13 protein-coding genes are annotated in these 14,284 nt (G+C 70.8%); 8 read left to right on the top strand and 5 right to left on the bottom strand.

Annotated elements, in window-relative coordinates; translation table 11 throughout:
• Positions 1-2: 2 nt before the first annotated feature.
• The 4 genes from AC07OQ_RS16545 to metK form a co-directional block, all read right to left on the bottom strand.
• Entirely contained in the window at positions 3-482 is a 480-nt protein-coding gene (locus AC07OQ_RS16545; protein WP_495054224.1) for an aminoacyl-tRNA deacylase, read from the bottom strand.
• An 87-nt stretch (positions 483-569) separates the two neighbouring features.
• The gene (locus AC07OQ_RS16540; protein ID WP_495054223.1) at positions 570-1,664 is read right to left on the bottom strand and encodes a winged helix DNA-binding domain-containing protein; all 1,095 of its coding nucleotides are present in this window, start codon (positions 1,662-1,664) and stop codon (positions 570-572) included.
• Between the two features lie 101 nt (positions 1,665-1,765).
• The gene (locus AC07OQ_RS16535) at positions 1,766-3,664 is read right to left on the bottom strand and encodes a serine/threonine-protein kinase (protein ID WP_495054222.1); all 1,899 of its coding nucleotides are present in this window, start codon (positions 3,662-3,664) and stop codon (positions 1,766-1,768) included.
• Positions 3,665-3,906: 242 nt separating this feature from the next.
• Positions 3,907-5,088: a methionine adenosyltransferase gene (metK, locus tag AC07OQ_RS16530; protein WP_495054221.1), complete on the bottom strand. Its 1,182-nt coding sequence runs from the start codon at positions 5,086-5,088 to the stop codon at positions 3,907-3,909.
• Positions 5,089-5,269: 181 nt separating this feature from the next.
• Here metK and AC07OQ_RS16525 point away from each other — a divergent pair, with 181 nt between their 5' ends.
• The 8 genes from AC07OQ_RS16525 to cfa all read left to right on the top strand — a co-directional run bounded on the left by AC07OQ_RS16525 (position 5,270) and on the right by cfa (position 13,748).
• Positions 5,270-6,139 (top strand): lysophospholipid acyltransferase family protein, encoded by an 870-nt coding sequence (locus AC07OQ_RS16525; protein ID WP_495054220.1) that lies wholly within the window; start codon positions 5,270-5,272, stop codon positions 6,137-6,139.
• The gene (locus AC07OQ_RS16520; protein ID WP_495054219.1) at positions 6,136-7,038 is read left to right on the top strand and encodes an LpxL/LpxP family acyltransferase; all 903 of its coding nucleotides are present in this window, start codon (positions 6,136-6,138) and stop codon (positions 7,036-7,038) included. The genes AC07OQ_RS16525 and AC07OQ_RS16520 overlap by 4 nt, the downstream gene beginning before the upstream one ends.
• 20 nt (positions 7,039-7,058) lie before the next feature.
• Positions 7,059-7,916, top strand: a complete 858-nt coding sequence (dapF, locus tag AC07OQ_RS16515; protein ID WP_495054218.1) for a diaminopimelate epimerase — start codon at positions 7,059-7,061, stop codon at positions 7,914-7,916.
• Complete coding sequence (locus AC07OQ_RS16510; RefSeq protein WP_495054217.1) at positions 7,913-8,632, top strand: DUF484 family protein; 720 nt, start codon at positions 7,913-7,915, stop codon at positions 8,630-8,632. The genes dapF and AC07OQ_RS16510 overlap by 4 nt, the downstream gene beginning before the upstream one ends.
• Positions 8,613-9,545, top strand: a complete 933-nt coding sequence (locus AC07OQ_RS16505; protein ID WP_495054216.1) for a tyrosine recombinase XerC — start codon at positions 8,613-8,615, stop codon at positions 9,543-9,545. The genes AC07OQ_RS16510 and AC07OQ_RS16505 overlap by 20 nt, the downstream gene beginning before the upstream one ends.
• Before the next feature lie 28 nt (positions 9,546-9,573).
• On the top strand, positions 9,574-11,151 hold the full coding sequence (locus tag AC07OQ_RS16500) for a hypothetical protein (RefSeq protein WP_495054215.1): 1,578 nt from the start codon (positions 9,574-9,576) through the stop codon (positions 11,149-11,151).
• A 143-nt stretch (positions 11,152-11,294) separates the two neighbouring features.
• Positions 11,295-12,479 (top strand): class I SAM-dependent rRNA methyltransferase, encoded by a 1,185-nt coding sequence (locus tag AC07OQ_RS16495; protein ID WP_495054214.1) that lies wholly within the window; start codon positions 11,295-11,297, stop codon positions 12,477-12,479.
• A 108-nt stretch (positions 12,480-12,587) separates the two neighbouring features.
• The gene (gene cfa / locus AC07OQ_RS16490) at positions 12,588-13,748 is read left to right on the top strand and encodes a cyclopropane fatty acyl phospholipid synthase (protein WP_495054213.1); all 1,161 of its coding nucleotides are present in this window, start codon (positions 12,588-12,590) and stop codon (positions 13,746-13,748) included.
• A gap of 10 nt (positions 13,749-13,758) precedes the next feature.
• Here the strand turns inward: cfa and AC07OQ_RS16485 are convergent, their stop codons facing one another.
• Positions 13,759-14,253 carry an Lrp/AsnC family transcriptional regulator gene (locus AC07OQ_RS16485; RefSeq protein WP_495054212.1) on the bottom strand — a complete coding sequence of 165 codons (495 nt, stop codon included), beginning with the start codon at positions 14,251-14,253 and terminating at the stop codon, positions 13,759-13,761.
• Positions 14,254-14,284: the final 31 nt, after the last annotated feature.

Below are 14,284 nucleotides of genomic sequence, written 5' to 3'. Positions count from 1 at the left end.
GTTCAATGGCTGGGCAGCTTGCAGAAATGCCCATGCGCTTGCTCGCACATCAGCGCGCGGAACTGGTCGCGCGACATGCGCAGCAGATGCTGGTGGTCGCCGCCTTCCATATAGACCACCTCGTTGGATTCGAGCTCCTCGTCGACGATGGTCTCGATGCCCCAGGCCATGCCGACCGCCGGCAAGGCGCCGCGGTCGCAGTCGCCGAACAGCATCGAGATGCGGGATTCGTCGGCCAGCCGCAGCTTCCTGCGGCCCAGCATGCGGGCCAGTTCGCCGACCATCACGGTCTGGTCGGCCGGCAGTACCGCCAGCACGCAGCCGGCCTCGTCCTCGAGCATGACCGACTTGGCCAGCTGGCTGGCGGGAACATGGGCATGGCGCGCCGTTTCGGCGCTGCTGCGGCTGCGCTCGTGCGGGCAGATGTCGTAGCGGGCGCCGCGCTGATCGAGGTAGGTGGACAAATGAGAGGAGATAGCCATGGCAGCCTCCTAGGGAGAAGACAAGGTGGCCGGCCGCGCCGACCACCCGTCTAGTTTGCTCCCGGCGCCGGCCGGCCGCCAGCCTCGCTAGGGCTGCAGAAAGCGCTGCATCTCTGCCAGCGCCTCCTCCAGCGCCGCCTTGAACAGCGGCCCGCGCGGCCGGGGGCCGACGAAGCCCAGTTCGTGGCGCAGCCGGCCGTTCTTCTCGATGCTCAGATTGGCCCAGCCCAGCATCTGCTCGCCCCACAGCAGGGGCAGTGCGTAATGGCCCATCGTGCGCCGCGCGGCCGGGGTGTAGGCCTCGAACTTGTAGGTCCAGTCCCAGAACAGCGCGAAGCGGCGCCGGTCCCAGACAACCGGGTCGAAGGGGGCCAGGAAGCGCAGGCGCTCCTGCGGCGCGTGCCGCCTGCTGCGCGGGTTCTCGTCGGCCGGCCAGAACCAGGTCTGGCCATCGATCTTGTGGTGGGCATAGCGCTCGCGCGCCAGTTTCTGCACGGCGCGGGTTTCGGCCTGCAGATGCGGTGCGCCGTAGCGCAGCAGGCTGGTCAGATAGCCCAGGCTCGCGGCCGGCAGCGGGGCATAGAGCCGCAGCACCAGGTCCAGCAGCCGCTCGGCGCGGGCCTGCCGGGCGGCCGGACCGGGGTCGACCTCGGCATGCTGGATGGCCTCGTAGACCCGCGTGCCGGCCTCGCGCCGCACCACGCGCAGCAGGCCGCGGTAATGCATGCCGTCCAGCAGCTGGGTGCTGGCGTTCAGCGTGCCGCCCCAGTAGCCCGGCACCAGGCCATGGTCGAAGGCTTCCAGCACCTGCTTCGGATGGGTGTGGCCGCGCGCGCGGATGAAGTCCAGCAGCTCGGCGGCCCGCGCCTGCGTCTGCGCGTCCCAGGCGCGGCGCGCGACGCGCGGATGCAGCAGGGCCAGGTGTTGCCGGGGCAGGAAGCCGTAGTTGACGAAGCAGTCCTCCTCGATCTCCAGGCGCTGATAGCGGCGCTCCAGGTCGCCGGCGCGGTAGCCCTCGACGCGCTGCATCAGGATCAGGTCCTGCGCCCGCGCCGGCGCCCGCATCGGGTCGGCCTGGACAAAGCCCAGCTTCCTGATCGCGGCGGGCAGGGTGGTGGGCTTGAAGAGGCTGCGCGCGATGGCGTAACGGCGCAGTTCGTCGAGGGTGATGTCTGTGCTCAAGGTCGGTGGCTCCCTGCGGAGCCGCCAGCATAGGGTCATGCTGCTGACAGGGCCTGTCAGCTGGTGTACTCGGCGCTGAGCTACCCGCCCGCCGCGGCGCCTCAGCGCGTCTCTTCGTTCTTCAGGGCCTGGCATTGCGCGTGACCGCGCCAGCGGGCCTGCGCACATTGCGTCTGCATGCAGCGGTACAGCGAGAAATCGCTGCGGTTGCCGCAGACGCTGCGCGGCGTGTCCTTGGTCGAGCTGCCGGCCGTGGTGTGGCGGGCACGCTTGCCGCCGGACTCCCGCGGCGCCGGCTCGGGGGCGGCCGTCGGTTCGTCCGGCGCCGCGGCTGTCGCGGCCATGCCGGCCCCGGTCGGGGCCGAGGGGAGTGGATAGGAGGCCGCGGCGCTGGCCGGGGCCGCGCTTGCGGCCGATGCCGCCGGCGCGGCCGCCGGCTCGATGGCCGAGCGGGCCAGCACCTCCTCGGCCCGCTTCAGGTCCGCCTCGGTGCGGGCCAGCCGGGCCTGCGCGCCGGCATCGGCCGGCTGGGCCGGCCCGGTCGTGGGCGGCCGAGCCAGCCGGGAGGTAGCCATGGGCGGCCATTCGATCAGGCCGCTCTGCCAGGCGCCGACGCCGGCCAGCGCGAGCACGCCCAGGGACAGGGCCGCCGCCAGCGCGGGGCGCCGCTTCTTCGGCGCGGGCCAGCCGCCGGGACGCGTGCCGCCCTCGATGCGGGTCCCGCCCGAAGGCGCCGCCGCGCCGGCGTCGGGGGTGGCCGGACTGACGGCGAGCAGGTCCTCGACCGAGGCCTGCTCCAGATGACCGTTGGGCCCGGGCTCGGCGGCGGCCGGCCTGCGATCGGGCCGGCCCGGGACCGCCGCAGGCGGCGGCGCGACATCCTCGTCCGGCGCTTCGACGTTGGCCTGCGTCAGCCGCGCCAGGAACTCCGGCGTCAGGAAGTCGTTCGCATCGCCCTGCTCGGCGCTTGCCACGGCCTGGGGCGTCGGCGCCGCTGTCGGGCCTGGAGCCGAGGCCGAGGTGGGTGCCGACGTTGCTGCCGCTTCCTGCGGCGGCGGCGGCCCGCTGCCCAGCCAGGCCCGGTACTGCGCGATGTCGTGGGGGCGCTCCTGGGGGCGGCCCGAGGTGGCCGCGTCCAGCGTGCGCAGCAAGGGCGTGCTGAAGCGCACGCGCGGGTCGTGGCCGAAGCGGCGCTGCACCAGTTCGAACGCCGACTCGCCGGAGGCGCCGAGGCGTCGCGCGGAGCTCGGCGGCGGCAGCTCGCCGCCGATGCAAAATTTCACAACTTCGCTGAGCGCGTACAGGTCGATGGCGGCGTCCGGCGGCGATCCGGGCGGCAGGCCGGCCTGCTCGCGCGGCGCAAAGCCGGCCTGCGCCTCGCTCACGGCGCTGCCGGTCTGCTCCAGCGCCAAGGCGGTGGCGGCCCAGTCCGGGCCCAGTAGCAGCGGCTGGTCATCGGCCAGCAGCAGGATGTTGCCGGGGTGCACGCCGCCATGGACATGGCCGCTGAGGTGGAAGGCGGCCAGGGCACCGAGCAGGCCGTCCAGCAAGGCCAGCAGCGCGATCTCATCGGGTGGGCCGGGCATCTCGCGACGCAGCGCGAGCAGCGGCAGCGCGTCGCGGTAGGGGGTGACGCGGTAGGCCGTGCCCTGTGCATGCCAGAGCCGCTGCACCTGCACCAGCGAGGGGTGCTGGCAGCGGGCCAGCACGCGGGCCTCCTCGGCAAAGGCGCTCAGGCCACGCTGGTAGGCCCGGGCATGTCGCTCCTCGGCGGCGCCGACGAGTCCCGTCGTGCCGCGCCGGGCCAGTGCGGCCGGGAAATACTCCATCACCGTCACGGCCAGACCCAGTTCGAGGTCGGTCGCGAGATAGCTCAGCGAGGAACTGGTGGCGGCCATGAGGCCGTGCAGCTGGTAGCCCTCGAGCCGATGCCCATCGGGCAGCACCTGCAGCTCGGAGGGGGCGGTCGGCGACGGGATGGGGGCGGGGGGCGAGGACATGCGCGGGACAAACAGCTCGGGGTGCCCCTCAGCTTAGCGAGGACCGCTGCCCGCTTTGTAGGTATTTGTTGCGATGCTGCGAGGCCCGGCGGGGCCCTGCAAAAGAAAAGCCACCTGGCGGTGGCTTGACGGGTGTTGCGGGCGCGCGCAGCGCCTAAGCCTTGTCGGTTCTTTGGTCTGCGTTCACATCGCTGCGCGATATGAACTCCGCCCAAGAACGGCCAAGCCGCTGCGCGGTGGCCTTACAGGCCAGCGGCCGCGCGCAGCGCCGCCGCCTTGTCCGTTCCTTCCCACGTGAACTCCGGCTCCTCGCGGCCGAAGTGGCCGTAGGCGGCGGTCTTCGAGTAGATCGGGCGCAGCAGGTCCAGCATCTGGATGATGCCCTTGGGACGCAGGTCGAAATGCTCGTTGACCAGGGCGGCGATCTTGTCGTCGCTGATCACGCCGGTGCCTTCGGTGTAGACGGTCACGTTCATCGGGCGCGCCACGCCGATCGCGTAGGCGACCTGGATCTGGCATTGCTTGGCCAGGCCGGCGGCGACGATGTTCTTGGCCACATAGCGCGCGGCATAGGCGGCCGAGCGGTCGACCTTGGTCGGATCCTTGCCCGAGAAGGCGCCGCCGCCATGCGGGCAGGCACCGCCATAGGTGTCGACGATGATCTTGCGGCCGGTCAGGCCGCAGTCGCCCTGCGGGCCGCCGATGACGAAGCGGCCGGTCGGGTTGACCAGATATTTCGTCTCCTTCAGCCATTCCTTGGGCAGCACCGGCTTGATGATCTCCTCGATCACGGCCTCGTAGAACTCGGGCTTCATCTTCTCGCCCAGGCTCATCTCGGGGCTGTGCTGGGTCGACAGCACGACGGTGTCGATCGAATGCGGCTTGCCGTCGACATAGCGCATCGTCACCTGGCTCTTGGCGTCGGGACGCAGGAAGGGCAGGCGGCCGTCCTTGCGCAGCTGGGCCTGGCGCTCGACCAGGCGGTGCGCGTAGTAGATCGGCGCGGGCATCAGCTCGGGCGTCTCGTCGCAGGCGTAGCCGAACATCAGGCCCTGGTCGCCGGCGCCGATGTTCAGGTAGTCGTCGCTCGCGCGGTCCACACCCTGGGCGATGTCGTTGCTCTGCTTGTCATAGGCCACCAGCACCGCGCAGCCCTTGTAGTCGATGCCGTACTCGGTGTTGTCGTAGCCGATGCGCTTGATGGTGTCGCGCGCGACCTGGATGTAGTCGACATGCGCATTGGTCGTGATCTCGCCGGCCAGCACGACCAGGCCGGTGTTGCACAGGGTCTCGGCGGCCACACGCGAGAGCGGGTCCTGGGTGAAGATCGCATCCAGAATCGCGTCCGAGATCTGGTCGGAGACCTTGTCCGGATGCCCTTCGGAGACGGATTCCGAAGTAAAGAGAAAATCGCTACTCGCCACTTTTACACTCCTAACAGTCAGTCGATCGGCGTTGCCGTGCTGGTCAGGAGACGCGGCGAACGCTTTAGCGGCATTTATGGAGCTTGACAGCCCGGCGGGCTTTCAATGGCTTGATAAGCATCCGCATCGCCCCGCAAGTTGTCCAAATTAACTCGGCGATGGCCCGATTATAGAAAAAAAGATGTTGCTCTTCCGTTTGCTGTCCCGTTGTCCCCTGTGGCTGCTGCAGGGCTTCGGTGCCCTGGCCGGCTGGCTGACCTGGCTGCTGTCGCCGACCTACCGCCGCCGCTTCCTGGCCAACACGCGCAGCGCCGGCCTGGGCTGGGCGCGCGTGCGGCCGGCCGTCGCGCATGCCGGGCGCATGCTGGGCGAACTGCCCTGGCTGTGGCTGCGGCCGGCCTCGAAGCCGCTGGGCGCGCGCGTGCAATGGCTGGACGAGGGCCTGACCGAGGCGGCGCTGGCGCGCGGCCGCGGCCTGATCCTGCTGACCCCGCACATGGGCTGCTTCGAGGTGGCGGCCCAGGCCTATGCCGAGCATTTCGGCGCGCGCGCGCCGATCACGGTGCTGTTCCGCCCGGCGCGCCAGGCCTGGGTGCGCGAGCTGATCGATGCCTCGCGCGAGCGCGAACACCTGGCCGCGGCCCCGGCCAATCTGGCCGGGGTGCGCCAGATGATCCGCGCGCTGCGCCAGGGCCGGACCGTGGGCCTGCTGCCCGACCAGGTCCCGCCCGAGGGCCTGGGCGTGTGGGCGCCGTTCTTCGGCCGGCCCGCCTACACCATGACCCTGGCGGCCCGCCTGGCGCAGCAGACCGGTGCGACCGTGCTGCAGCTGTGGGGCGAGCGCCTGCCCTGGGGGCGGGGCTTCGTGGTGCGCGTGGCGCCGGGGCCGGAGCTGGCCGCGGATGCCGCGCCGGAGGTCGGCGCGGCCGCCGTCAACGCGGCGATGGAGGCCATGATCCGGCAGGCGCCGGGGCAGTATCTGTGGGGCTATCACCGCTACAAGCAGCCGCGCCGGCAGGCGCAGGCCGCGGCCCCGGAGCAGGCCTCGTGAAGCGCGGCAGCTGGATCGGCAGCGCGGCCGCGCGCGGCGCCATCGGCCTGCTGTGGCTGCTGCATTTCCTGCCGCTGCCGCTGCTGGCGGCGCTGGGGCAGGGCCTGGGCGCGCTGCTGTGGCGCCTGGCCGGCTCGCGCCGGCGCATCGCGCTGCGCAATCTGGAGCTGTGCTTCCCCGAGAAGCCGGTGGCCGAGCGGACCGCGATCGCGCGCGCGCATTTCGGCTGGCTGGGCCGCAGCGTGCTGGAGCGCGGCCTGCTGTGGTTCGCCTCGCCGGGGCGCCTGCAGCGCCTGATGCACGTCAAGGGCGATGTGCATTTCGCCGAGAAGAGCGCGGCGCCGGTGATGTGGCTGACGCCGCATTTCGTCGGCCTGGAATGGTCCAGCCCGGGGCTGATGCTGAACCAGCGCCAGCCGGGCGTCAGCGTCTACCAGACCCAGAGCAATGCGGTGTTCGACGCGCAGATGCTGGCCGGGCGCTCGCGCTTCGGCCAGAACGCGCTGTTCGACCGCAAGGACGGCATCCGCCCGGTGATACGGCTGATCCGTCAGCGCTACGGCTTCGTCAATCTGCCCGACATGGATTTCGGCCCCAAGGACTCGGCCTTCGTGCCCTTCTTCGGCGTGCCGGCCTGCACCCTGCTGGCGCCCGGGCGCATGGCCCACAGCCTGGGCATGAGGGTGCAGCCGGTCGTGATCACGATGCTGCCGGGCGGGCGCGGCTACGAGGTCGAGCTGGGCGAACCCTTCGAGGGCTATCCCAGCGCCGACGCCGAGGGCGACGCGCGGCGCCTGAACAGCTGGCTGGAGGCGCGCATCCGCGAGCGGCCGGCGCAATACCTGTGGGTGCACAAGCGCTTCAAGACGCGGCCCGAGGGCCAGGCCTCGCTGTACTGAATGGGCGTGATAATCCAGCCATGAAACTGCGCTTCACCAAGATGCACGGAGCCGGCAACGACTTCGTCGTGATCGATGCCAGGCAGGCGCCGCTGCGCCTGAGCGACGAGCAGCTGCGCGCGCTCGGCGACCGCCGCTTCGGCGTCGGCTGCGACCAGATCCTGGTGATCGAGAGCAGCGACACGCCGGGCGTCGACTTCCGCTACCGCATCTTCAACAACGATGGCGACGAGGTCGAGCATTGCGGCAACGGCGCGCGCTGCTTCGTGCGCTACGTGGCGGACAAGGGCCTGTCGACCAAGCGCAGCATCAAGGTCGAGACCATGAACTCGCTGCTGGAGCTGCGCCTGCGCGAGGATGGCCGCGTCACGGTGGACATGGGCGCGCCGATCTTCGAGCCGGCGCGCGTGCCCTTCGACGCGCAAGGACTGACCCCGCGGCGCGAGGGCGATTTCGAGCTCTGGCCGCTGGCCGAGCTGGGCTGCGAGGTCGCGGTGCTGTCGATGGGCAACCCGCATGCGGTGCAGCGCGTTGCCGATGTCGACACCGCGCCGGTGCTGAGCCTGGGCCCGCGGGTCGAGACACATGCGCGCTTCGCGCGCCGGGTGAATGCCGGCTTCCTGCAGGTGCAGGACCGCGGCCATGTGAGGTTGCGCGTGTTCGAGCGCGGTGCCGGCGAGACCCTGGCCTGCGGCACCGGGGCCTGCGCGGCCGTGGTGGCCGGCATCCGCCTCGGCTGGCTGGACGAGAAGGTGGACGTGCAGGCGCGTGGCGGCCTGCTGACGATCGAATGGGCGGGCATCAGCCAGGGCCTGAGCGCGCCGGTGCTGATGACGGGGCCGGCGCAAACCGTGTTTGAGGGAGAGATCGAGCTGTGAGCATTGAAGGCACCCAGGGCATTACCGAACAGGACATTGCCGATTTCCTGGCCAACACGCCGGGCTTTTTCGAGCGCCATGCCGAGCTGCTGGCCTCGGTGCAGCTGAGCCATCCGCATGGCCAGCGCGCCGTGTCGCTGCAGGAGCGCCAGGCCGAGATGCTGCGCGAGAAGATCAAGGGCCTGGAGTTCAAGATCATCGAGATGATCCGCAACGGCCAGGAGAACGTCGCCATCGCCGACCGCCTGCACCGCTGGACCCTGGGCCTGATGCGCACCGAGGATCCGGCCGCGGTGCCGGCCGTGCTGCTGCAGCAACTGCGTCACGAGTTCATGATCCCGCATGCCGGGTTGCGCCTGTGGGGCGTGAGTCCGGTGCATGCCGGCGCCGAGTTCGCCCAGGCCGTCAGCCAGGACGTCAAGAGCTTCGCCGCCAGCCTCAACCAGCCCTATTGCGGCGTCAACTCCGGCTTCGAGGCGGCGCGCTGGCTGACCGACGAGCATGGCCAGGGGGTCACATCGCTGGCCCTGATCCCGCTGACCCGCGGCCCGGCCGGGCCGGCATTCGGTCTGCTGGTGTTGGGCTCGCCCGACCCGACGCGCTACACGGCCGAGATGGGCACCGAGTTCCTGGCCCGCATCGGCGAACTGGCCAGTGCCGGCCTGGTGCGCCTGCTGCCGCCGGCCGTCGCGCCCGATGTCGGCCCCGCTGACTGAAGCCCTGCTCCAGCGTTATCTGGAGCATGCCCGGGTGCAGCGCCGGCTGGCCGGCCGCACCCTGCAGATTTATGCCGACGCGCTGCGGCGCCTGCAGGCGCTGGCGCTGGACGATGGCGTCGAGCTGCTGACGCTGCAGCAGGCGCAGGCGCGGCGCTGGGCGGCGCGCCTGCATGCCGAGGGCCTGGGACCGCGCAGCCTTGCCTTGCTGCTGTCGGCCTGGCGCGGCCTGTACCGCTGGCTGGGCGGCGAGCGCCTTGTGAACCACAACCCGATCGAGGGCCTGCGCGCGCCCAGGGGCCCCAAGCCTCTGCCCAAGGCCCTGGGCGTCGACGAGGCGGTGCAACTGGCCGAGTTCACGGCCGCCGATGCCGATGCGCGCCTGGAGGCGCGCGACGCCTGCATCGTCGAGCTGCTCTATGGCGCCGGCCTGCGGGTCGGCGAGCTGGTGGGCCTGGACCTGCAGGCGAGCCGCGACGCGCGCGGCTGGATCGACCTGCCCTCGGCCGAGGCCCAGGTGCTGGGCAAGGGGGCGAAGCGCCGCGGTGTGCCCCTGGGCCGCGCGGCGCTGCGGGCGCTGCAGGCCTGGCTGCCGCACCGCGCCGGGCTGGCGCGGGCCGGCGAGGCGGCCCTGTTCGTCGGCGTGCGCGGCGGCCGGCTGAACGAATCGCAGGTGCGGCTGCTGCTGAGGGCGCGCGCGCTGGCGGCCGGCATGCCCGGCCATGTGCATCCGCACATGCTGCGGCATTCCTTCGCCTCGCACCTGCTGCAGTCCAGCGGCGATCTGCGCGCGGTGCAGGAGCTGCTGGGCCATGCCCATATCGCCACCACGCAGGTGTACACGAAGCTGGATTTCCAGCACCTGGCCAAGGTGTATGACGCGGCGCACCCGCGCGCCAAGAAGAAGGGATGAGGCGGCACTGCTGCTATCGTGTGAGGTTATGTTGAAGACGACAGATGGCTTGTGGGGCGCCCGGCGGGCGCTTTTTCATGTGCTCACCCTGCTGTGCGCGGGCGGAAGCCTGGGCGTGGCCCAGGCGCAGTCGTCGGAGCCGACCCTGCCGCGGCCGGACTTCCTGCAGGCCCAGCCGGCGGCCTTCGAGCTGAACTGGACGCCGCTGAAGCTGCCCACCAAGGAGCGCATCGCGCTGCTGGGCGTCAGCTATATGGTGGCGATGGACGAGGACTGGGGCGTGGGCCCGAGCTTCTATGGCGCGGCCCAGGGTGACTACGGCGGCATCTTCACGGTGGGCTTCACGGCGCAGCGGCGCTGGCGCTTCAAGAGCAACTCGCATATCGCGGCCAGCCTCTTTGCCGGCGCCGGCGGCGGCCTCAGTTCCGACAAGGTGCGCTTCGGCGGCGGCCTGATGCTGCGGCCCGAGCTGTCGCTGCGCACCGAGTTCTCCAACCACTGGTACAGCGGCGTCTCGCTGGCCTACACCACCTTCCCGAACGGGCGCGGCAATGTGCGCGACGCCTCGATCGGCCTGGTGCTGGGCTACTCGGACGGTTTCCTGAGCTACTCGCCCACCGATGCCGGCAGCCAGGTCAACACGCTGCGGCGCAGCGGCCTGGGCTTCGACGAGATAGCGCTGAGCGTGGGCAGCTACAAGCCGCGCAAGGGCGCACGCAACCGCGGCGGCGGCCCGGCCCGCAATATGGGCAAGGCCGGCGGCATGCTGCGCCAGTACGTGACCGAGGGGGCCTGGTGGGGCCTGGAGGCGGCCGGTGCGGCCTCGGGCGGCGCCGACGGCTATATGGAGGTGCTGATGGGGCTGGGCCAGGACTATGGTCTGGGCGGCAGCAAGAATCTGCGCCTCGGCTGGCATGTGGCCACCGGCCTGGGCGGTGGCGGCGACGTGGACACCGGCAACGGCTGGCTGGTCAAGGGCGGGCCGACCCTGCGCTGGAAGACGCCCTGGGGGCCCTCGCTGCACCTGGACGCCGGCGTGATGGGCTCGCTGACCGGCAACTTCAAGTCCACCTATGCGCGGCTGGCGCTGGGCCTGCCGCTGGACCAGGCCACCAATGCCATCGGCATGTCGAACGACGTGCCGGGCGTGGTGCGCACGCAGAGCGTCTACGCCAGCTACCAGCACCTGCCCAAGGTGCGCTTCAAGGATGGTCGCGAGGAGTCCGTGGGCCATCTGGCCATGGTGCTGACGCGCGACCTGGGGCGCAATGTCTATGGCGTGGCCCAGGCCGGCAGCGCGGCGTTCGGCAGCGCCGGCGCCTACTCCTTCGGCCTGTTCGGCCTGGGCGTGCAGGGCAAGCCCTGGGCCGCCGGGCCGCGCTTCGGCGCCGAGCTGATGGTCGGCGCGGCCGGCGGCGGCGGGGTGGCGATCAGCGGCGGCGCGGCGGCGCAGACCGAGGCCTGGGCGCAATGGGAGTTCGGCAAGCAGGACCGCGTGCGGCTGCGCACCGGCGTGGGCCAGTGGCGTTCGCTGCGCGGCCAGACGCAGTCCTCGCCGCTGGTGAACCTGTCGCTGGGCTATGCCTTCGGCGCGGCGAGCCGCTGAAATTGAACCACCCCTACGCGCTGCGCGCGCCCCTCAAGGGGCGGCGCCGGCCGCCCGGCAAAGCCGGATCGGCGGCACCCACTGGGTGAAACCTGCGCTGCTTGGGGCGTAGCGGGGCAGAGCCGGGCTGAGACAATCCCGGCATGAAATCCATACGTCTTCGCGCGGGCCGGGAACGCTCGCTGCTGCGCCGCCATCCCTGGGTGTTCGAGAGTTCGGTCGAGAAGGGGCGCGCCGATCCGGGCGAAACGGTCAGGGTCGAGTCGGCCGAGGGCCAGTTCCTGGCCTGGGCCGCCTACAGCCCGAGTTCGCAGATCCGCCTGCGGGCCTGGAGCTTCGACGCGGCCGAGCGCATCGACGCCGCCTTCTTCGAGCGCCGCATCGCGCGCGCGCTGGCGATGCGCCGGCGCCTGCCGATCGCCTCGGATGCCGTGCGCCTGGTGCATGGCGAGGCCGACGGGCTGCCGGGGCTGATCGTCGACCGCTATGGCGAGACCCTGGTGGCGCAGTTCGGTACCGCGGGCGTGGAGCGCTGGAAGAAGGCGATCGTCGATGCGCTGCTGAAGCAGACCGGGCTGGCCCGCTTCTACGAGCGTTCCGATGCCAGCGTGCGCGGCCTGGAGGGCCTGGACGAACGCACCGGCTGGCTGGCGGGCGAGGGGGCCACCGAGCTGACCATCCGCGAGCATGACTGGCGCCTGAGCCTGGACATCGCCACCGGCCACAAGACCGGCTACTACCTGGATCAGCGCGACAGCCGCAAGCGCTTCGCCGAGGCGGTGCGCCACTACGGCTGCAAGAAGGTGCTGAACTGCTACAGCTATACCGGCGGCTTCTCGGTGGCGGCGCTGGCCGGGGGGGCGGAGCGGGTGATCAGCGTCGATTCGTCGGCGCCGGCGCTGGCGCGTGCCAGCGCCCATGTGGCCCTGAACGGCTTTGACGCGGCGCGCCACGAGGCGCGCGATGCCGATGTCAACCAGACCTTGCGCGGCCTGCTGGAGGCCGGCGAGTCCTTCGATGCCATCGTGCTGGACCCGCCCAAGTTCGCGCCCACCGCGGCCCATGCCGAGCGTGCCGCGCGCGCCTACAAGGACATCAACCGCCTGGCGCTCAAGCTGCTGGCGCCCGGCGGCCTGCTGTTCACCTTCTCCTGCTCGGGTGGGGTGGGGCCGGAGCTGTTCCACAAGATCGTGGCCGGTGCCGGGCTGGACGCGCAGGTGGACGGCTATATCCTGGAGCGCACGGCGGCCGCGCCCGACCACCCGCAGACCATCTGCTTCCCCGAGGGCGATTACCTTAAGGGCTTGTTACTTCTGAAGCAGTCCTGATGCATTCATAGCCCGGCACTATCGCTGGCCTATCGCTTTTCCAGTTGACCGCAGGCGACCATCCTTGGCAAAGTGTTCGGGACGGAGCAACGCATGCACGAAACGGGCATGGACGCAGAACTGGTCAAGACCGCTGGATTGCCGCCGCGTCGAGACGCGGACTGGGACCTGTTGTCGAACTGGCTGGCCCTGGCCGATGTGCGGCTGGACGGCGATCGGCCCTGGGACATCCGGGTGCATGAGCCGGGCCTGCCGCGGCGCCTGCTGGCGGGCGGTTCGCTGGCGCTGGGCGAGTCCTATATGGACGGGCATTGGAGCGCCGAGCAACCGGACCAGCTGTTCGCGCGCCTGATCACGGCGCGTCTGGCCGAGCGGCTGCGGCCGCTGCCGGCGCTGTGGCAGGTGCTGAAGGCGCGGCTGCTGAATCTGCAGACCCGGCGGCGCGCCTGGCAGGTGGGGCAGCAGCATTACGACCTGGGCAACGACTTCTATCGGGCGATGCTGGACCAGCGCATGACCTACACCTGCGCCTACTGGTCGGACGGAGCCAAGGATCTCGAGGACGCGCAGGAGCGCAAGCTCGACCTGGTGTGCCGCAAGCTGGGCCTGCAGCCCGGCATGCGTCTGCTGGACATTGGCTGCGGCTGGGGCAGCCTGATGCGCTTCGCGGCGGAGCGCTATGGCGTGCGCTGCGTCGGCGTGACGATCTCGGCCGAGCAGGCGGCGCTGGGCCGCGAGCTGAGCCAGGGGCTGCCGGTGGAGTTCCGGCTGCAGGACTACCGCCTGCTGGACGAGCGCTTCGACCGCATCGCCAGCCTGGGCATGTTCGAGCATGTGGGGCACAAGAACGTGCGCCGCTACATGGCGGTGGCGCGGCGCTGCCTGGCCGACGACGGCCTGTTCCTGCTGCACACGATCGGCCGCAACGACAGCGCCCACGGCACCGACCCCTGGATCCACCGCTATATCTTTCCGAACGGGGAGCTGCCCAGCATCGCCCGCATCGGCCGCCATTGCGAGTCGCATTTCGTGGTCGAGGACCTGCACAACTTCGGCGCCGACTACGACCTGACCCTGATGGCCTGGCACCAGCGCTTCGAGGCCGCCTGGCCGCAGTTTGCCGATCAGCTGGGCGAACGCTTCCACCGCATGTGGCGCTACTACCTGCTGTGCAGCGCTGCGGCCTTCCGCGTGCGCGACCTCCAGCTGTGGCAATGGGTGCTGTCGCCGCGCGGCGTGCCGGGCGGCTACAAGCGGCCCAAGGCCTGAACGTTGGTGCCTAGCGTGGCGGCGCCGGCAGCACGATGCGCGGGTCGAACTTGCTGCGCAGCACGCTGAAGAAGGCCTTCACATTGCGGACATTGGCGTCCTGCGTGAACAGGCGCAAGGTCAGCGCCTGGTAGGCCGGCATGTCGCGCACCTGCAGGATCAGCACGAAGTCCGGCCCCGGCGAAACCCGGTAGCACTGCTGGACGGCGGCCTCGGCCAGCACCTTGGCCTCGAAGGCGGCGAGGTGCTCGGCGCCCTGGCGGTCCAGGGTGATCTCGACGATGGCGCTCAGGGAGGCGCCCAGCTTGTCGGCCGACAGCAGGGCCACGCGGCGTTCGATCACGCCCAGCTCCCCCAGGCGCTTGACGCGCCGCAGGCAGGTGGCCGGCGAGACATGGGCCTTGGCCGCGAGGTCCTGGTTGGTCAGGGCGGCGTCCTGCTGCAGCAGCTCGAGCAGGCGCAGGTCGATGGCATCCAGGGGGAGTGGTTGGAAATTTTCTTCCAAGACTTATTTCTGATTGAATGATTAATTCATG

The sequence above is a fragment of the Roseateles sp. GW821-FHT09B06 genome (assembly GCF_059418245.1).
The sequence above is the reverse complement of the archived record's forward strand: the minus strand, read 5'-3'. Positions and strand labels throughout refer to the sequence as shown.